The organism is Butyrivibrio sp. AE2032 (assembly GCF_000702965.1).
On the sequence record NZ_JNLF01000005.1, the window covers coordinates 1,272,459 to 1,291,072 of the forward strand.

Here is an 18,614-nt window from a genome sequence, read left to right on the forward strand (position 1 = left end):
GATAAGGCTTTTTCCCGTGTGCGGAAAAGCCTGCGGTCTGTATTCCGGGCAAAAAGACGGGGGATTTCAGGCTACGGCCGGCACAGGTCTCTTCAAAGGCTTTATCACAAAGCAGATGATGATGAATACGGGGATGAACATCACGATAGCGGAGATGACGTCGATTATCGAGTGCTGCTTGATGAACATCGTGGAAAGCACGATGAGGAGCGTCAGCAGGTCGCTTGCGGCGAGCATGCCCTTCTTCTCGGGGAAAGCCAGATGAAGGCCGGAAGCCACCACGATGGCATCGTAAACGTGAAGACTCGGCAGCACGTCCGTAGGCGTGTCGATTGAATGAAGATAAGAGATCATGTCTATGAATATGTTCTGACGGTCGGGGATCGCCGCCCTGAGCTCGAGCATGTTCGGATATACGAGCGAAATGATGATGAACAGCGTCATTCCCGCCATTAGCATGTAGGATGTCTTGCGTGAAACGGTGCGCGTCCTGATGGCTATTGCGATCATGCCGGCACAGAGATAAGGAAGCCAGAGCGCATAAGGGATGATGAACACTTCGATGACGGGGATCATGTCATCCACAGCCGTGTGGATGATGTGGAAGTTCCCGCCGTGATCCAGGCTCTCGACCCAGAAGAACGTGGGCATGTAAACGACCATGTAAATGGCCATCGGGAGCAGCGTCACGATGACATACAGTATCTTCTTTATGAGACTCTTGTCTTCGGTGTTTTCCAAAATGAAACTTCCTCGAAATTAATTGCGGAGCGCCCGGGGACAAATGGGAACCCCCGGACACTCCGCATATTATAACCCGTGGAAGGACGGAAATTGATTGACTTTTGATACAGTTTTTATATCCGGCTCCATGCGCCGTCTATGGGTTTTGCATTAAACCGCATTGACAGTGCCGATAAAGACGGGAGCCATTGTCTCCGTGTCGACTATAGCATAGACGAACGGTCTGTCGCAGATAACGGTGCGTGATTCCTTCTCGGAGAACTCAATGCCGTTTGCCCTTACGGTGACTGCCGTTACGGCTGCCGCCCTGGTGCCTTCGCTGTCAACTTCGATGTGAGTCTTGTGGATGACGTCGGAAACAAAGAGGTCTCCCTGGTTTCCTGCAATGCCTGACAGGTCAGCCTTGCTTCCGTCGAAAATATCAGGTGCTCCGAGCCTTGAGAGAGTCCCGGTGAGCGATGCCTCGAAATCGGACGAGAACGCGGGCATCTTTGTATATACGTCATATTCATCAGTCGCACTGTTTACGAATTCTTCGTAGTCATCAGCCGTAAAGTTCTTTGCAAACTCATTTGCGCTGACGGAATCATCAGCAGGCAGGATCGCGATGAACGCGTATTCTCCGCCTTCATATTCCTTGATGAAGCCCGTTGCCTTTTCGGTCTCATAGTAAAGAGGTGATTTTCCGTTCAGGTAGTTTGCCTCCAGGACGCTTCCGTCAGATGCCGTGAAGTCACCGGAACCGAGCTGGTCATCCATATAAGGCGCATCCCACTTGGCGTCAAAGGAGATCGCATTTACAAGCACCATGACATCCATCGGATCGAGCTCGTCTATGACCTTTTGTATCATGTGGTCCGTGTGTTCGTCGACCCATCCGTTGATCTCGTCGGGAGTCTTGGCGTTAAAGGGTTCCGCTGAATATTCCGCGCGGAACGTATCCTTTATGTAATCGACATACTCGGTATTCACCGTGTCGCCCAGGATACCCGAATTGCTCCAGACCGCATTCGCGCAGGAGAAATCCACCTTCTTTGAATCGTTTATCTTTTTCATCAGAGCGGCCGCATAAGCCTGCTGTTCCATAGGATCGGCTCCGTCTGCGAAAAGATCCGTCAGCTGCTTTAAGGAATCCCCCTTTGAGCCTGCCGCCAGCATGTCCAGGGCGAGCATGACCGATGCGGGCGATATCATGACATTCTCATCTTTTCCGCCGTGATCGCCTACGGTCTGGCTGAAGATCTCAAAGCAGTATTTTCTGTATTCACCGTCCAGCTTTCCGCTGTCGAATTCAGTCCCGGCGATCTTCTTGAGATCGATCTCGGTCTTTACCTGGGTATCGTCCTTCCCGGGTTTCCCTGCCGTCTCCTGAGGAGCTGCCGATGCGCATCCTCCGAGTATCACAGACGCTGCCAGTATTCCCGTCACGACCCTGATATCTTTCTTTGAACAGATCTTCATTCTCATATCCTCCGTTTCAAAACTTAATCTTTATTTCTGTTATCCTGCCACACTGCGGGTATTTATTCCATCATTTAGTTCAGACTATTGTTCTTATCAGACCTCGTTTACCGTGCCGATGAAAACGGGAGCCATTGTCTCTGCGTCAACGATAGCATAAGCGAAAGGCCTGTCGCACATTACTTCGCGGAATTCCTGCTCCATGAGCATTGCACCTGCACAATCAAGCGTTACTGCTGTAACTGCAGCCGCCCTTGTTCCTGCCGCGCTTACTTCGATGTGTGTCTTGTGGATGACCTTTGATGCATAGAGGTCTCCCTTTTCGCCTGCGATGCCGGAAAGATCGGAAAGCTCGCTGTGGAAAATGTCCTTTACGCCGAGATTCTCGAGTGTGTCGTTAAGAAGGAAACTGAAGTCGGACTCGAACTCGGGCATCTTCGTGGTTACGATATAGTCGTATGAAACGCTGTTAATGAACTTCTCATAATCGTCAGAGCTGAAGCCCTTGATGAACTCGTTGGCACTGATGCTCTCATCCGTGGGCAGGATAGCGACGAACGCATACTCTCCGCCCTCGTAATACTTCATGAATCCGGTTGCCTTCTCCGTCTCGAAATAGTTGGAACCGGTCTCGCTCAGGAACTTTACCGTCTCCTTGCTGCCGTCGTACTTTGTGAACTCGCCGTCATTGACCTGGTGTTCCTCATAAGGCTCGGCCCACTTGCCGTCGAAAGAGATTGCGTTGACGAGTACCATGACCGTGCTGGGATCCAGCGAATCGATAACCTTTTCGATCATGTGGTCGGTGTGGTCGTATACCCAGTCGTTGATCTCAACGGGAGTCTTTTCATTGAATTCTGAAACCCTGTACTCAGCCTTGAACGTATCTTCGATATAGTCGATGTATTCGAGATTTACCGAATCGCCCAGGATCGCCTTGTTGCTCCATACGGCATTGGCGCAGGAGAACTCAACTTCTTTGGCGCCGTTGATCTTATCCATGAGAGCCGAAGCGTATGCCTGCTGAGTGAGAGGTCCCTGTCCTGCTGCGAAAAGGTCCGTCAGCTGCTTCAATGAATCTCCCTTAGCACCTGCCGCAACCATGTCGAGAGCCATCATGATGGATGCGGGCGAGATCATTATGTTGTTCTCCGTGCCGTAATCCCTGATCGTCTGGCTGAAGATGTCGAAGCAGTATCTTCTGTATTCCTGATCCATCTGATCCTGGTTGAATTCAGTATTGGAAACTTCCTTGAGATTGATCTCGGTCTTTACTTCGGGTGCGTTCTTGACGACATTGGTGTTTGTGTTTACCTTGCCTGTTACCGAGCAGCCGCCCATGAACATCGTTGCAGCCATTATCCCTGTCATTATCTTTATATCTTTCGTTGTGCAAATCTTCATTTTTCTGTACCTCCGAATTCCATTTCAAATTTGCTTTATGCCCTATATACAGACCTGCTCACGAAAATGTTGCACCGCGAAAACGGCAAAAACCAAAAAAGCCTGTTTTCCTTAGTTTTGCCACAGTTGCTTGAACTCCGCGTTCCCTGTTATGCCGCAGCGCGGATTTCTCTGCAGCCGTTTATCCGCCGCAATAGGTGCGGTTGCCGCTTAAGACTCTTAACTCACCGTCCTCATTTACGAAAACGGTAACATGCGCAGCACGTGAATAAGGGACGATATTCTTATGGTCGTTTACAACTGCTATGCGTGTCATGGATATCTCCTTATATCAGAAACGGCGGAAGGACTTGCGATCCCTCCGCCGTTATTATTTCTTTTCAGAAACGTTCAGATCACTCTGTCGGACGCGCTGTTCCGCAGTCAGGACAGAATCCCGATGTCAGCTGCTTTCCGCATGAAGGACATGTCCATGATCCGTCAGCAGGAGCTGCAGGTGCAGCGGGTGCCGGTGCGGGTGCTGTGGTGCCGCAGTCGGGACAGAACTTTGAAGTGAGCGTCTTTCCGCAGGAAGGGCAATTCCATGCGCCGGCTACTGCTGCCGCAGCGCTTCCGGCCGCAGCTCCTGCGACCACATTGCCGAAGCCCTGACCGACCTGCTGGGACTCGCCCATGATCGGAGCCATGGCATCCTTTGTCATGTTGATGACACCGCCCATTGCGCCAAGAGTAACACCGAGGCTTGCGACATCTCCGATCGCTCCGCCTGCGCCGCCGCCCGAGCCGCCGGTAATGCCGTTCTGCATTGCTTCGAGGCCTACCTGACGTGCTGTCTCGTCGCGGTATGTGTAACCCTTCATCTGCATTTCCTGAGCCTCAGCCTCTGCCTGCATCTTGTATGCGTCGGCCTCTGCCTGAGCCTTGATGCGGAGAGCTTCTGCCTCACCCTGTGCACTTACGGCCTTGAGCTGTGCTTCAGTCTGTGCCTCGACGATCTTTCTCTGCTGTGCAGCCTCTGCCTCAGCCTTCTTGACTTCCTCTTCACGGACCTTCAGCGTCTTGTCGGCGAACTGCTGCTTGAGACGGATGAAGTTCGGATCGTCGTCGGGGGTGGCGATGGAAGTTACGTAGAACTCCGGCATCGTGAGACCGTATTCTTCAAGTGTGGTGTTGATATCGACCATGAGGGCCGAAGAAAGGACATCAAGATAAGCGTCGATCTCAAGGATGTTGAGGTTCTGTTCCTTGATGATGCGCGCGAGGTTTGCCTTGACCTTGTTGATGATCAAAGCCCTGAACATGCCTGTTCCGTAGGACTTGCCCTCACCTGAGACGTCACTCTGGAGAAGTCCGTCGGTTGTTCCGACGAGCTTTAAGATAAGCTTGGCAGGGTCAGTAACTCTCATATTGAAGTTACCGGATGCGCCGATCTCAATGTGGAGTCCGGATGCGGGATCGAAAAGTCTTACCTTGCTGTCAGTACCCCACCTGATACCCATCTGGGTGACCATGTTGATGAAGTAGACTTCGCAGTGGAAAACATTGATGCCGCCGGTACCGAGCTTCATGTAGTCACGGACCTTAGGAATGTTGTTCGTAACGAGCGTGTGCCTGCCGGCCTTGAACTGATCGAAGATCTTACCGTCGCGGAAGAATAAAGCTTCCTGGGTCTCATGGACGATCAGCTGCGAGCCGATCGTAAAATCTTCTTTTTCGTGCTTGTGCGCGAGGACTTCATTACTGCCTTCGTACTTGATAACACTAATAGCTTCAACCATTTCTTAAACTTTCCTTTCTCTTAAACTGTATATTCAGAATTCTATTTGTCTTTTCTCTCGGACAGTACCGCGATCAGCACGAAAAGTGCGATCGGCGCGCCTATCGCTATTATCACGGCCATTACGACCGGCACGTGGAATATGTATGCGAGCACTGCGTATGTGATCAGGGGTGCCGCACACAGGAACGACACTATCTTGATTATTATCGACGGGATCCCGCCTCTGTATAAGATGTATCCAAGTCCTGCCGAACCTGCCAGGAACAGTATGATGCAGACCGCCCACGGCCATCCGCACTTTTCTCTGAAGAAAAGGCTGACGATCGCCGGAAGGATAAAGCTGAATATTATCGCCCACGGCAGCTGCTTCTTGCGCTGCTTTTCGAGCTCCTCTTTACAGATCTCGACCATCGCATCTGCATCCCTGTAGCCCTTTACCCTTGTAAGCTCATGGATCGCGCTGCTGTAGGATTTCTTCTCGTAATATGTCTTTCCCTTGATGTAGATCGCATGGAGTTCAGCTCTCTTTTGGCCTTCCTCGCAGATCCTTACGAGATCCGCGGAGACCGGGTCATTGAACTTCACGCAGTCCATTATGGCCGTCTTGAACAGGAGTCTCGCCTCATTGGCGGAACCTGCCTTGTTGCTGCTCTCGACCATGTCATTGGCTTTGGTGATATTCGCTATTATGCGCGAATACTTTCCGTAGTCGGGAATGACATCGGTGATCGACCATCTGTTGCCGCAGTTTGCGCACGCGGAAATACCTGCGAGATAATCGTTGATGATATCACCGCCGCATACTTTGCACTTTAAAGATATAGGTGTCGCATTCAATACTGTCATCTTCTATCCCCTGGCGAAATATTGAAACGCGTGTATTCCGTTCACGCCGCCCGAATGCAATTATATCAAATATTTTTTCTGTCCGCGATATATAACCGTTCTGTTCGGTTTTCGAAAAACACGTTAACCTGAGGCCTGCCGGTCAGATAACGCCCGGCTGCAGAATACAGTTTTCAACCGTGCTATAATATAAAAAGCATTTTACTTATGGAGACCTCAAATGCGACGCTGCTACGGTTGTTTCAAACAGATAGATGATCTTATCGAAGTTTGTCCCTACTGCGGATACAATGAATCCAAGGCCAAGACCGATCCCCTGCACCTTGCACCGGGAACCGTTTTGTCGGGAACCTACAGGATAGGAAAAGTACTGAGTTACGACGATAACTACACAACCTACATCGGTTGGGACAGTTCTTACAGCGTCAGGGTCAAGATCACCGAGTTCCTTCCCATCGAGTATGTGGTAAGAGCCGACGATTCCAATGAACTGTTTGCACGCGACGAGGCAGGAAGCGCCGCATTCGACAAGGGTTTCCTGGCATTCATCGAAGAGGCTAAGCGCCTGGACAGCGCGGGCAGCACTCCAAGGTTGTTCGACTGCATAGCCGAAAACAACACCGCTTACATGATCATGGAATATTCCGAATCGGACAAATATTTCGCGAATGATTTCCAGGCCCAGCAGCAACCGCAGCCCCAGCCGGAAGTCTTCCGTCCTGCACAGCCTCAGGAACAGCCGCAGGAACAGCCGCAGGAGCCGGTTCAGGAGCAACCTCAGGAGCAGATTCAGAATCAGCCCGAGCAACAGCCTCAGCCCCAGGTCTTCCGCCCTGCCGGAGATACGGCAGTCAATAACAGTGCGGCAGAACGCGAGCCCGAGAAGGTTGTCTTCAAGAAGGCCGACACCGTTCAGGCAAGACCCGAAAACACGTCATACGGGAGATCTGATACGGCGGTTCAGGTTAACTCAGCCAACGCAAACTCCAAAGGCGGTCTGATAGGCACTGTCGTCAGCGCTCCGTTGTGGGTAAAGATCCTTGGCGGCGTGGTACTCGCAGAGACAATTGCCATTGCCATTCTAATTCCGGCTGCAGTAAGAGCCGGAAACAAAACACAGGCTCCGAAGCCTTTCATCAATGCCGACAAGACTTTCTCGGCACCTGCAGTGATCGTGCTCAATCCCTCCTCATTCTCATTCAAAGGACATTCATATGCGCTCTTTTCGAACGCGGACTCATGGGAAGACGCCGAGAAATACTGCGAATCTTTAGGCGGTCATCTGGTCACGATAAACTCGAAAGAAGAAAATGACGCCGTATGGGCTTTTGCCAGAAACTCAGGATACGAGAGCGTTTTCATCGGCCTGTCTGATTCCGAAGAGGAAGGCACCTGGAAATGGGTAACCGGCGAACCGTTCACCTATACGAACTGGGCCGAGGGCCAGCCTGACGGTTTTACGGAAGACGAGAACTTCGCCGAATTCGCCTTCAGTAATAACAACGGCAAGTGGAACGACTATGAATTCAAGGCACACAAGGAAAACACCGCAGTCAGCTATATCTGCGAATGGGACTCCGACATAAAGAACAGTGCCGGCGATACGGAACTGACAGACGAACAGGCAAAAACCGCATTCACGAATCACCTGGCTGATCTGTTGTATTCAGAAAACATCTCCGAAGGCGTTGACTTCACCTGGGAATTCGCCGGAAACGACAACGGCATCTGCCTCTTCAACTGCACTTTTACGAACGGCGAATACCTTTGCTTCTACACCGACCTTTCGACAGGAATAACAAGCTCGATCAAGTACGCTTCGTCTTCCTGTGAAGATGCGCTCGCAGTCGAAGTATCCGATTATTCCGCATGGGATTATCTGGATCAGGGATCGTCAGACGCTTCATCAGCTACCGACCTCAAGAGTTACATGCGTAAAGACATCCGCGATTCCGCAGACAAGATCGGCGGACTCGAAGAAGTCGATTCGGAAGAATCCGTCGACTTCCAGAATGACGACATGTTCATAAGCACGACCAAAGGAAACGAGTCCGGAGACATCAAATACATCCAGGTCAGAGGAAACGGCAAGTACTCTCTCTACGGCATCGCTCCCGGCATGAACTGGAAGGACGGCGTCTCAAGGATGATCGCTTCAGGAGCAGTCAGCGCAAAGCGTGTCGATTCAAAGACGGTCTCCGTCACTTTGGAAGACGGCACCACCATCGCCGTCACGCGCAACGCTTCCAATACCGTCACACACGTTGCAGTCAAAGTGACATGACCTGATAACGGGCAGTTTCAGACTGTCTGCGGGTGCGGCTGATGCGGGTTCATCTAGTGAGGCTTTTTCATCTAGTGAGGCATTTCATCTAGTGATGCTTTTTCATCTAGCGTTGTTTTTTCATCTAGTGATGCTTTTTCATCTAGCGTTGTTTTTCATCTGGTGAATCTTTTTTCATCTAGCGTTGTTTTTCATCTGGTGAATCTTTTCGTCTAGTGAAAGGCTTTCGTTTTTCGAAGGCGGACTTTGAAGCAAGATATCGTTTTTTGTGAAAAATCTTCTATAACGATATCTTCGGATCAGCTGGAATTATCCCGCCGAGCCATTTTTCGGGACTTTGGGATAAAAATTGAGCTCGAAATTATCCCAAGATGAGGTTTTCTTGCAGTTTGGGATAAAATACGGGCCGGAAATTATCCCAAGTGAAGCATTTTTGTTATCTCGGGATAAATTCACCTCTGAAAATTATCCCACGGAGGAAATAATTCACGGTTTGGGATAAAATCGCCATTGCAAGGTATCGTTTCGGGAAAAAGTCTTCAAAAACGATATCAGCCGACTTTGCAAGATATCGTTTTTTGTTAAAAATCTTCTATAACGATATCAGCAGATCAATCAAGATATCGTTTTCTGTAAAAAATCTTCAATAACGATATCAACGGATCAATCATGATATCGTTTTCTGTGAAAAATCTTCAATAACGATATCAACGGATCAATCAAGATATCGTTTTCTGTGAAAAATCCTCAATAACGATATCGGCAGATCAATCAAGGTATCGTTTTCTGTAAAACATCTTCAATAACGATATCGGCGGATCAATCATGATATCGTTTTCTGTGAAAAATCTTCAATAACGATATCAGCGGATCAATCAAGGTATCGTTTTAAGGAAAAACTTCCCGTTTCCGATATCTGTCTTTTTCGCGCTCTTCGGACCTCGCGTGCTCAACGAAGTCATGACAACAAACAAAAAACTGCCCCAGGTTATCAGCCTGAGGCAGTCCGTTAAGTTAAGTTAAGTTAAGTTCAAAACCAGATCAGAAGTAGTTTGCGATGATACCCGTGAGAGCCATGCAGATTACAAGTACAAAGCCCTTCTTGTTGCCTGTGAGCTTTGTCTCTGCGCTCATGCCCTCATAGAGCATTACGATGTAGTAGATGTAAGCTGCTGTGCTGACGAGCGAACCGAATCTTACTACAGGAATGAGTCCGAGATATGTTCCGACAAGGTTTGATACGAGGTATGCGGGAGCAACTGAAAGAGAAGCGATCGCAAGGAGTCTCGGGAAGGACCACTTTTCCTTGAGGATGAGTCCTGCGAGCATGAACAGACCTGCGCAGCCAAATGTGCGGACTGCATAGTAGAAGAAATCGAGGAAGAATGCCTTGAGGATCGTTGAAACGATCTCGCTGCCATACAGATACTTCCAGTGAACGACAGACATGGATGTCGTGAAGTCGACCATCCAGAGAACGACAACTACGATTCCTGCGAGGAAGAGCGCATTGCCGATATTATCGTACTTCTTTGCGATCTCGGCAGGACCTGTGACAGGATGGATGGCAGCCTGGAAGATATTCTTGAAATGCTGGCCGAAAGGAATCTTGTCAGAAGGCTGCTTGGGCTGAGCCTGAGGTCTAGGCTGTGCCTGAGGCTGAGGCTGTGCTGCAGGTGCAGGCTGAGCTGCTGCGACAGGTGCTGCAGCGGGCTGAGCTACCGGCTGTGCGTAAGGCTGAGCTGCAGGTGCGGGCTGAGCTGCTGCTACAGGAGCTGCTGCAACGGGAGCTGCTGCAACGGGCTGAGCTACCGGCTGTGCGACAGGCTGTGCTGCAGGTGCGGGCTGAGCTGCCGCGCCGAAAGACATTCCGCAACCGCCGCAAAAAGCTACACCATCAGGGTTTTCTTTTCCGCAATTAGGACAAAACATAGTGGTACCCTTTCCTCGGGCATGAAAACCCGATAAAACATGATATGCTCATTGTATCACACGTATTTATTAATATAGCAACTATTTGAGAAAAAGAACCGCCCGGAGTTAATGCGGTCCCCTTACAAAAAGGGTGTCCTTACTGATACTGTTCTCCCGAAAAAAGAACCGCCCCAACACCGGTTGAGACGGTCCTCACTAAAACACTTAAACCAAACAGAAAACTTATACTACGTCAGCCACCGCACCGATCAGTTCGACACTCTGTACGTCGGAGAATATGATCAGGTATGTCTGACCGTTCTTGTTGAAGAGTGCCGCGTTCCAGTCGGAAGGCGTCTCGGTTTCGACGACGTTGCCGAACGGAATGTGATGGAGATTCAGAGCCGTGCCGTCAGGTGATGTACCGCCGGTCGCAATGCCCTTGTACGAGCGGTCGAAAGCCTTGATGATGTCGGTGCCTTCGGGTGCGGAGAAGACCAGTAACTTCTCACCGTTCACGCCCAGGTATACTTCACCGTCGATCGAATCGCCGAGAGAACCTTTGCCGCTGCCCATGACGTCGAACGGAAGGACACTGCTTATCAGTTCGACACGGTCGTCGCCAATGACACGGTCCTCATCGACTTTTAACTCGCCTGCAGTATCACCGCCGTTCGATATGGCGTAATTCTGATGGCCATCCACACTCAGTTCGTTATCACGTGAACCGGTGTCCTTGGTATCTGCCCTGGTAGTCGTCTCTTCACATTCCCACTCTTCGGCATTAGCCACAGTCTCGGCTGCGGAATCGCCTCCGAGGTAAGAATTTATCTCACCGTTGACCGTTGTGGAGTATGCGTTGTGTGAATGTACTTCCGCGCTCGCGCTCTTAGCCTTGCCAAGATATGATCCGAAGAACATTATGCCCAGGCCGACAACGACTGCAGCTGCGATAGTGGAGATTACAACTACCGGAACCTTGGATGCTTTCTTTCTTCTGACAGGCTGTTCGGTCGTCTCGGACTTAGGTATGCCGGTTACGACGGCCTTGCCTTCCGACCTCTCCTTTGCCTGTTCTTTGATCGCGGAGGAGACAGCACCCATGACCCTGCTCTTCATTGCAGGATCCACGGTTACGCGATTCATGATTTCATTATACTTATTCAAAATCATCCGCCTCCTTCAGCAATTCCCTCAGTTTGTCACGTGCACGCTTCAGATCCGAGCGTACGGTGGCCTCTCGTCTGCCGGTTATTACGGCGATCTCTGAGGTCGAATATCCTTCCTGATAGAAAAGGTGGATGGCTTCACGTTGGTGCACTGGCAGACTTCTTACGGCATCCCAGATGGCTTTGTATTCCTCGCCGTTATCTAAGTCCTCCTGCACCTCACCCGCGATCTCCTCGTTGAGTTCGCTGGTGTCGCGGACTTTGTTGTAATCAATGCGGTTCTTCGCAAGATTGGATGCAACACGCATGAGCCAGGCTTTCCGGTGTGCTTCATTTTCGAATTCCGGTCTGACCGTTACGAACTTGATCATCGTCTCCTGCAGAATGTCCTCCGCGTCCTCCTTGTTGTGAAGGTAAGAGAGCGCAAGACGCAGGATGGCGTTGCCATGAAGGTCAAGTATCTCTTCCGCTTCCTTTTCTATCTGCGCGTCAGACTTCCGGCCGGTCCTTATGGTGAGCTCCTCTTCGGAAGGTTCATCACCAGAAGGCTCCGCTGTTGCGTTCACGGGCTTTTCGCGCGTTAACCTTGCGCGTTCGCCCGGACCCGTAACGGCCAGCAGTATGGCGAGCTTTCTTAAAAGCGGCAGATTGGCTTCGTAAGTTAATTCCATTGATTCCCTGTAAGCTTCCTCTCCGCTTTCACCCTAAATACAGACTAGGCGGAGAAAATGTTGCACTCAAATTATACTCATGCGAATAAATCAAAGCAAATTGTCCTTCAATATATTAAAATATGTTCGAAAAATATGCGGGGGCATAAGGAAAATGGATTCCAGATTTGAGAGAGAAGAGCTTCTTATAGGGCGCGAAAAGCTGACGCGCCTGTCTGATGCCAGAGTCCTGCTCTTCGGAGTGGGCGGCGTAGGCGGTTATACTGCCGAGTGTCTTGCGAGAGCAGGCGTTGGCCACATCACCATAGTCGACGCCGACAAAGTCGACATCACGAACATCAACCGCCAGATCCTTGCTCTGGATTCGACCATAGGAAGATACAAGGTCGACGTCTGCAAAGAGAGGCTCCTCGACATCAATCCCGAAGCCGAGGTCATCACGAAGAACATATTCTATCTTCCAGAGATGAGCGGTGAATTTAATTTCAGCGCATACGATTACATCGCCGACTGCATCGACACGGTGGCTGCCAAGGTGGACATCATCTGCCGCGCAAAGCAGGCGGGCACCCCGGTGATAAGCGCGATGGGCGCCGCCGGAAAGCTCGATCCGGCAAAGTTTACGGTAGCCGACATTTCCAAGACTTCATACTGCCCTCTCGCGAAGGTAATGAGAAGGGAACTCAAAAAACAGGGCATCACGCACCTCAAGGTCGTCTATTCGCCCGAGAGCCCCATTCCTCCGAAGGAAGGCCGCCGTCCCGGCACCATTTCCTTCGTACCCGCCGCTGCAGGCATCACTCTGGCCGGCGCTGTTATAAACGACCTTTTGGCCGCGGAATGACACATTCTCTCCTTAATAACCCCGAGAATTTAATACTAAATTAAAATGCGTGTAACACAATACACATCAGAAAAATAGGATAATAGGGCATATGAGAAAAAATGACAGCAGACTATTCATTAAGAACGACGCGGCTTATGTCGCCGTCGTTTTCGCGAGCGTAATATTCTTCATATTCCTGCTCGCGGCCCAGATATTCTCGGGAGTAACGCAGGCAAGGATCTTCTTCGGCGTCTCCCTTCTATTGCTGTCTTTCGTAATGAACGTCTTCGAAGGCAAGTTCGGATTCTACATCTCGTTCGCATTAAACTTCGTCCAGTTCATGATCTACACTTACGAATACATCGTCATGAAGGCCGAATCGGCTCCGATCCTTCTGGCCATGACATTCGTGATAATGCTGATCGACATGCTCCTGCAGTACTACATCATAAAGGTGGCAGCCAAGATCCAGGGCATCGAGTCAGCAAAGCGCAATGAGCGCGGCAAGGCGATAAGGAAAGAACTTGAAGACGAGATGTTCTCCCGTACGAGCCTCATCGTAAACCACGAGGTAATGGGAAGCCATCAGAACCTGAGCGAGGCACTTGGCCGCACTTCGATAGATGCACTTACGACGCTCCCCGGCCGTGACATGATCACCGAGCGCGCCGACAAGCTCATCAGAGAAGACATCGCGAACATGCAGGAGAGCGAGACTCCCGATTCGGCATGCCGTCCGTTCACGGTCGTATATCTCGCGCTCGATCATTTCGACAACATAACAAGAGCCATCGGGCACAAGTCGATGGATCTCTTCATCCAGAATATGGCTCACCGTCTCCGTGAAGCGGCAGATCCGACCGACATAGTCGCAAGGATCGATGATGCCGACTTCGTCATCCTCTTCAGAAGAGCACTGACACCCGAAGCTGAAGCCAAGTATGCCGACAAGCTCGCGAAAGAAGCATCAAGAGCTTTCGCTGCCGGCATTGACTCCATGAACGCGAGCATCAATTACGGCACCGCCCACTACCCTTCGGATTCCCGTCACGCAGGCGAACTGATCGCCATGGCCGAAGAGCGCATGAGCAAAGCTTCCGCAGGGATCACCGAAGAGCAGAACACTTCTTCCGACGAAGGCGGAGAACTCTTTAAGAACAAAACAAAAGATGAGATCGTTGCTTTCTTCGAGCGCGCGATCGCCGACGGCAGCCTACACATGGTATATCAGCCCTGTTTCACGGCAAGTCACGAGCTTACGGGATTTGAGGCTTTCCTAAGATTTGAGAGAGACGGCGGCATCATCCCGCCGCAGGTATTCCTCGCAGCCGCAGAGAATGCCGGATACATGCGCAGGATCGGCGGTTATTCGATGGAGAATTCCCTCGATGCGCTCGCAAAGATAAATAAGATCGATCCCTCGCTCACCATGAACATCAACATCTCGAGCTTACAGCTCAGGGAACCCGACTTCATACAGTCGTTCTCCAACATCGTCTCGGGCACCGACTGCAATGTCGAGAACCTCATCCTGGATCTCCAGGAAGAGAGCCTTATCACGAGCCTTGCCGATATCAGGATGACCATTGAGGAACTCGCGACGACAGGCGTCAAGATGGCACTGGATAATTTCGGAAGAGGCTACTCGTCCTTCAACGCGATCCCTCTCCTCCCCGTCTCGATCTTAAAGCTCGACGGCCACTTCACTTCGAGCCTCGCAACAGACGCCACGGTCAGGATCCTTACGCGTTCTGCGATCTCGCTGATGCATGACATCGACATCACGGTAACTGCCACGGGCGTCGGTCAGGAAGACCAGTTCGACATCCTGGTCGGCAGCGGCTGCGACAGATTCCAGGGCCTGTTCATGGGACCCGCGATCGCAGCAGACGATCTCGAGTCTTTCGTAAAGAATGCCGGTCTTTGATTGGGGTTTAGCTGATCAGTTTTTCGCCAGATCTATTACTATCTGAGCCGCTTTCTCAAAGCTCATGAAGCTCGTATTCAGGCAGATATCGTAATTGGACGCGAGTCCCCAGCCCTCACCGCCAAACTGGTTATAGTAAGCTGCTCTTTCCTTGTCTGCCCTAATCATCTTCTTGCGTGCCGCCTTTTCATCCATGCCGTCACGCGCCATTATCCTCTTTATCCTGTCTTCGGGTTCTGCGGAGATGAATACCCTCAGGAGTTTATACTTATCTTTCAGTATCTCGTCGGCACGGCGTCCGACAATGACACACGGTCCCTCAGACGCGATCTGCTCTATTACTTCCCTCTGCGCATTTGCGGCGATCTGTCTTACTGATGTGTATGCGGGGGTCATGAAACCCACGGAGAGATAAAGAGCTGCATCGTTGATCTCTTTCTCGTCTATAGACTCCAGATATTTCTCTGCAAGTCCGCTCTTCTCGGCGGTCTCCTTCAGGATGCCCATATCGTAGTATGGGATCTCAAGCTTGTCGGCAATTATCTTTCCGACTTCCATGCCTCCTGCTCCGAACGACCTTCCGATGGTAATTATCTTTGTTGTCTTAGCGGGCATAGAAAACACCTCCGTTCGCGGATTAACTTAAGAAAAGAATACCACAGACACGGCCTGACGGGATATCTGTATTTAATATAACGATAGTACTTCTATGCTATAATCACCCTATTGTAAAAGGAGCCCGAAAACCATGTCCGACCCGATCGTTACCATCGAAAACATTTCGCTCAGATATAAAAAGACGGTACTTACCGATGTTTCAATAAGCGCCGGCAAAGGCGAGACCGTAGGTCTCTTAGGCCTCAACGGCTCAGGCAAATCGACGCTCCTGTCCGCCATCGCGGGCCTCCGAAAACCCGCAACGGGCGTGATAAAGGTCAACGGCAAAGCCGGCTTCGTCACCCAGGAGAACGCCCTGATAGACGAGCTTACGGCCATGGACAATCTCAAGATGTGGACTCCCCTGAGCAAGGCGGATATCTTAAAGGAACTGACCGAGACCGAGCTCTCGATCCTCAAGGTGTCGGACTTCATTGACCTCAAAGTTAAGCGCATGTCGGGCGGCATGAAAAAGCGTCTGGCAATAGCTTCTGTCCTTCTGGCAAAGCCCGACATCCTTCTGATGGACGAGCCCCTGGCCGCACTCGACATCCCTGCAAAGAACGACATCATCAACTTCATGGATTCATTCAGGAGCAGAGGCGGAACGATCTTCATCGCAAGCCACAGCGAGGATGTCTTCAGACACTGCTCAAAGATATATCTTCTCAAAAAAGGAGTCTGCACGCTGCTCCCTGAGGGAACATCTCCTGCGGAGGCGCTTAATGATTAAAGCGTACTGCAAGAGAGTATTGCTTTTTCTTCCTTTCGTAATGTGCTATTTCCTGGCACTCGGCCTTGCGCTGCTCGCGCTCGTGATGTACGCGTCGGAGTTTCTTTTCGAGGACAACACGGACAGCATAGTATCCGTCGCATGCTACGTTCCTGACGAAGAGGCTTACAGCCGTCTGGGGATCGGCCTCGTCCAGCAGATGGACAGCGTCAAGCACACGATAGACATCGATCAGGTCAAGCACAAAAAAGACGTCGTCCGCAAGGTCGAGAGCGGCGACGCGATAGCCGGCATAATCGTTCCGGACGGATTCATCGAGACGATGGGAACCCCCGATTCCAAACAGGTGCAGGTCATCTACAGGGATGCCGACACCTTCGAAGAGCATATCGTAAACGATCTTCTCTATGCCATGAGCGACCTTCTGGGCACCACGCAGTGCACCATCCTCACCGCGGGCGACCTGGCGGAGGAACTCGGCATGGATCCTTCCGAAGCCTACGACGTGGAACGCACGACTTCCAATAACCTGTTTAACTATGTCATGGACAGAAAGACGCTGTTCCACGGGGTAAACGTCGACGATCTGGTCGCGAAATACGCCGTAAGGGAGCGCCTCACCGCATCTTACACGCTGTACATAATAATGATGTCGGTCTTCGTCATATCATTCTTCTACAAGGGCAACAGCAGCATCTTCAGAGCGAGGGCAAAGCTCTCCGGCATCGGCACATGGAAGATATTCCTTCTCGAATCCCTGTGCGCCGCCTTCATGATGTACCTTCTCTACATCCTGATATTCGTCTGCGCATCCTTCATCTTTGATTCCATGAAGATCTTCTCGCTCGTGACGGTCCTTCCGGTAATAATCATCGTTGCGCTCGCCGGCACGGGCCTTTGCTATATCGTTAAGAGCCCGACCGCCGTATCCTATATCACCTTCGGCGCAGGCACGAGCCTGATGTATCTTGCCGGCGGCCTGATCCCTCTGGACTACATGCCGCGTTTCTTCCAGAACGCCGCGTTATTCAACCCGCTCTACTATCTCATCCAGTTCTTTATGAGGTCGATGTTCTTATGAAGTTATTCTTAAACAGATTATCGGTCCTCTCGAAAAGGAGCTTCATAAACCCGGCGATGTACGTCATGAGCGGAGTAATACTCCTGATGGCGCTGCTCGTGATCTTCGTGCCCGAGAAAGAGACTTCGGTCTACATCCCCGTCGCCGTCCTTAACGAAGACAACTCCGAAGAGACAGAAGACATTGTCAGCGAACTGTGCGAAATGAATTCTATCTTCCACTTCTATGAAGTCGATGACGAGGAGGAGCTCTACAAAGACCTGGCTTCAGGCAAGGCAAACACCGCCTACATCTTCCCCAAACACTTCACCGAACATCTCACCGAAAGCGGAAGAAAATACGACGTCAAGCAGGTCAAGACACCGGCTTCGAGCTTCCCGTTCCTCTCGAGAGAAGAGGTTTTCGGACACTTCTATTCGTACAGCTGCAAACAGATAATCGTCGACACGCTTGCAGGATACGGCTATGAAGTCGACCTTCAAGACCCCGAGCTCGAAAGGCTTTTCGGCAAGTACATAGACGACCAGACACTTTTCGCGCTCGAGAGCGTCGAGGGCACGGTTTACAACGCCATCACGCGTTCGGAAAAGGTCCCGATCCCGCTCTATAAATTCGCGGGCTTCTTCATCTTCACCGCAGCTCTCCTCGGTGCGCTTGCATTCCTGAACGACCAGGACAACCGCATCTATCTGAGGTTCAGGCTCGCCGAGCGTATCTACCTGGGCCTCATCCAGGTTGCGGTATTCACGTTCCCCGCGCTGATCGTATCGGTCTTCTGCTTCCTTATCTCAAGGACGGAATTCGACCCTCTGCACGTTATCATCTACACGCTTCTGGTCACCTTCATCGCTTTCGCCCTGGGTACCGTAATGACAGTCCTCCCCATCCGCACCGCGCGTTCGAAGATATTCTCCGCCGTGCTGCCGGTCTATCTGATACTGTCTTTCCTGTTCTCAGGCATCCTGATGGACCTCACCAACTTCGGTACGGCTCTCCGCACCTTGTCGACGCTGTTCCCTCCGTCGATGTTCTGAGGACAATAAAATATCTTTAATGAATATTCAAAGTTATGTAACCACTCGCAAAGAAGGGTTTCTTATAATGCTCTTATTAGAAA

Annotated in this window: 16 protein-coding genes; 6 read left to right on the top strand and 10 right to left on the bottom strand. The window is 50.9% G+C overall.

The genetic code is table 11. The features are described from left to right. Positions 1 to 66 precede the first annotated feature (66 nt). From BO18_RS23305 to BO18_RS23325, 6 genes are all read right to left on the bottom strand, one after another. Positions 67 to 741 (bottom strand): hypothetical protein, encoded by a 675-nt coding sequence (locus tag BO18_RS23305; RefSeq protein ID WP_051689092.1) that lies wholly within the window; start codon positions 739 to 741, stop codon positions 67 to 69. 153 nt (positions 742 to 894) lie between these two features. After that, the gene (locus BO18_RS23310) at positions 895 to 2,205 is read right to left on the bottom strand and encodes a serpin family protein (protein WP_034450027.1); all 1,311 of its coding nucleotides are present in this window, start codon (positions 2,203 to 2,205) and stop codon (positions 895 to 897) included. A 96-nt stretch (positions 2,206 to 2,301) separates the two neighbouring features. Further along, complete coding sequence (locus BO18_RS23315; RefSeq protein ID WP_034450028.1) at positions 2,302 to 3,609, bottom strand: serpin family protein; 1,308 nt, start codon at positions 3,607 to 3,609, stop codon at positions 2,302 to 2,304. A 181-nt stretch (positions 3,610 to 3,790) separates the two neighbouring features. Then, a complete protein-coding gene (locus BO18_RS36035) occupies positions 3,791 to 3,925 on the bottom strand; it encodes a hypothetical protein (RefSeq protein ID WP_255350983.1) in 135 nt (44 codons plus the stop codon). 79 nt (positions 3,926 to 4,004) lie between these two features. Then, positions 4,005 to 5,387 (bottom strand): SPFH domain-containing protein, encoded by a 1,383-nt coding sequence (locus tag BO18_RS23320; RefSeq protein ID WP_034450029.1) that lies wholly within the window; start codon positions 5,385 to 5,387, stop codon positions 4,005 to 4,007. A 41-nt stretch (positions 5,388 to 5,428) separates the two neighbouring features. Further along, positions 5,429 to 6,235, bottom strand: a complete 807-nt coding sequence (locus BO18_RS23325) for a hypothetical protein (protein ID WP_034450030.1) — start codon at positions 6,233 to 6,235, stop codon at positions 5,429 to 5,431. 220 nt (positions 6,236 to 6,455) lie between these two features. On the opposite strand from BO18_RS23325, the gene BO18_RS23330 reads away from it, so the two are divergent. Further along, complete coding sequence (locus tag BO18_RS23330) at positions 6,456 to 8,519, top strand: C-type lectin domain-containing protein (RefSeq protein WP_034450031.1); 2,064 nt, start codon at positions 6,456 to 6,458, stop codon at positions 8,517 to 8,519. A gap of 1,041 nt (positions 8,520 to 9,560) precedes the next feature. Here the strand turns inward: BO18_RS23330 and BO18_RS23335 are convergent. From BO18_RS23335 to BO18_RS23345, 3 genes are all read right to left on the bottom strand, one after another. Continuing rightward, positions 9,561 to 10,451 (bottom strand): zinc ribbon domain-containing protein, encoded by an 891-nt coding sequence (locus tag BO18_RS23335; RefSeq protein ID WP_034450032.1) that lies wholly within the window; start codon positions 10,449 to 10,451, stop codon positions 9,561 to 9,563. 225 nt (positions 10,452 to 10,676) lie between these two features. Then, a complete protein-coding gene (locus BO18_RS23340; protein ID WP_185752559.1) occupies positions 10,677 to 11,600 on the bottom strand; it encodes a hypothetical protein in 924 nt (307 codons plus the stop codon). Next, a complete protein-coding gene (locus BO18_RS23345; protein WP_081861222.1) occupies positions 11,593 to 12,273 on the bottom strand; it encodes an RNA polymerase sigma factor in 681 nt (226 codons plus the stop codon). The genes BO18_RS23340 and BO18_RS23345 overlap by 8 nt, the downstream gene beginning before the upstream one ends. A 154-nt stretch (positions 12,274 to 12,427) precedes the next feature. On the opposite strand from BO18_RS23345, the gene BO18_RS23350 reads away from it, so the two are divergent. After that, complete coding sequence (locus tag BO18_RS23350) at positions 12,428 to 13,117, top strand: tRNA threonylcarbamoyladenosine dehydratase (RefSeq protein ID WP_034450034.1); 690 nt, start codon at positions 12,428 to 12,430, stop codon at positions 13,115 to 13,117. 91 nt (positions 13,118 to 13,208) lie between these two features. Further along, positions 13,209 to 15,026, top strand: a complete 1,818-nt coding sequence (locus tag BO18_RS23355) for a bifunctional diguanylate cyclase/phosphodiesterase (protein WP_034450035.1) — start codon at positions 13,209 to 13,211, stop codon at positions 15,024 to 15,026. A 15-nt stretch (positions 15,027 to 15,041) separates the two neighbouring features. On the opposite strand, the gene BO18_RS23360 is transcribed toward BO18_RS23355, so the two are convergent. Further along, on the bottom strand, positions 15,042 to 15,641 hold the full coding sequence (locus BO18_RS23360) for a cytidylate kinase-like family protein (RefSeq protein WP_034450036.1): 600 nt from the start codon (positions 15,639 to 15,641) through the stop codon (positions 15,042 to 15,044). A gap of 133 nt (positions 15,642 to 15,774) precedes the next feature. Here BO18_RS23360 and BO18_RS23365 point away from each other — a divergent pair, with 133 nt between their 5' ends. From BO18_RS23365 to BO18_RS23375, 3 genes are read left to right on the top strand one after another with little or no spacing between them, the layout of a single operon-like run. Beyond that, positions 15,775 to 16,416 (top strand): ATP-binding cassette domain-containing protein, encoded by a 642-nt coding sequence (locus BO18_RS23365; RefSeq protein ID WP_051689093.1) that lies wholly within the window; start codon positions 15,775 to 15,777, stop codon positions 16,414 to 16,416. Continuing rightward, positions 16,409 to 17,497, top strand: coding sequence for an ABC transporter permease (locus BO18_RS23370; protein ID WP_034450037.1), 1,089 nt, complete (start codon positions 16,409 to 16,411; stop codon positions 17,495 to 17,497). The genes BO18_RS23365 and BO18_RS23370 overlap by 8 nt, the downstream gene beginning before the upstream one ends. Further along, positions 17,494 to 18,531 carry an ABC transporter permease gene (locus BO18_RS23375; protein ID WP_034450038.1) on the top strand — a complete coding sequence of 346 codons (1,038 nt, stop codon included), beginning with the start codon at positions 17,494 to 17,496 and terminating at the stop codon, positions 18,529 to 18,531. The genes BO18_RS23370 and BO18_RS23375 overlap by 4 nt, the downstream gene beginning before the upstream one ends. The last annotated feature ends 83 nt before the right edge of the window (positions 18,532 to 18,614 follow it).

What these genes read in the sequence shown, in the direction of transcription:
- BO18_RS23310 (WP_034450027.1), bottom strand. Translation starts at nt 2,205, where the DNA reads ATGAAGATCTGTTCAAAGAAAGATATCAGGGTCGTGACGGGAATACTG.
- BO18_RS23315 (WP_034450028.1), bottom strand. Translation starts at nt 3,609, where the DNA reads ATGAAGATTTGCACAACGAAAGATATAAAGATAATGACAGGGATAATG.
- BO18_RS36035 (WP_255350983.1), bottom strand. Translation starts at nt 3,925, where the DNA reads ATGACACGCATAGCAGTTGTAAACGACCATAAGAATATCGTCCCTTAT.
- BO18_RS23320 (WP_034450029.1), bottom strand. Translation starts at nt 5,387, where the DNA reads ATGGTTGAAGCTATTAGTGTTATCAAGTACGAAGGCAGTAATGAAGTC.
- BO18_RS23325 (WP_034450030.1), bottom strand. Translation starts at nt 6,235, where the DNA reads ATGACAGTATTGAATGCGACACCTATATCTTTAAAGTGCAAAGTATGC.
- BO18_RS23330 (WP_034450031.1), top strand. Translation starts at nt 6,456, where the DNA reads ATGCGACGCTGCTACGGTTGTTTCAAACAGATAGATGATCTTATCGAA.
- BO18_RS23335 (WP_034450032.1), bottom strand. Translation starts at nt 10,451, where the DNA reads ATGTTTTGTCCTAATTGCGGAAAAGAAAACCCTGATGGTGTAGCTTTT.
- BO18_RS23345 (WP_081861222.1), bottom strand. Translation starts at nt 12,273, where the DNA reads ATGGAATTAACTTACGAAGCCAATCTGCCGCTTTTAAGAAAGCTCGCC.
- BO18_RS23350 (WP_034450034.1), top strand. Translation starts at nt 12,428, where the DNA reads ATGGATTCCAGATTTGAGAGAGAAGAGCTTCTTATAGGGCGCGAAAAG.
- BO18_RS23355 (WP_034450035.1), top strand. Translation starts at nt 13,209, where the DNA reads ATGAGAAAAAATGACAGCAGACTATTCATTAAGAACGACGCGGCTTAT.
- BO18_RS23360 (WP_034450036.1), bottom strand. Translation starts at nt 15,641, where the DNA reads ATGCCCGCTAAGACAACAAAGATAATTACCATCGGAAGGTCGTTCGGA.
- BO18_RS23365 (WP_051689093.1), top strand. Translation starts at nt 15,775, where the DNA reads ATGTCCGACCCGATCGTTACCATCGAAAACATTTCGCTCAGATATAAA.
- BO18_RS23370 (WP_034450037.1), top strand. Translation starts at nt 16,409, where the DNA reads ATGATTAAAGCGTACTGCAAGAGAGTATTGCTTTTTCTTCCTTTCGTA.
- BO18_RS23375 (WP_034450038.1), top strand. Translation starts at nt 17,494, where the DNA reads ATGAAGTTATTCTTAAACAGATTATCGGTCCTCTCGAAAAGGAGCTTC.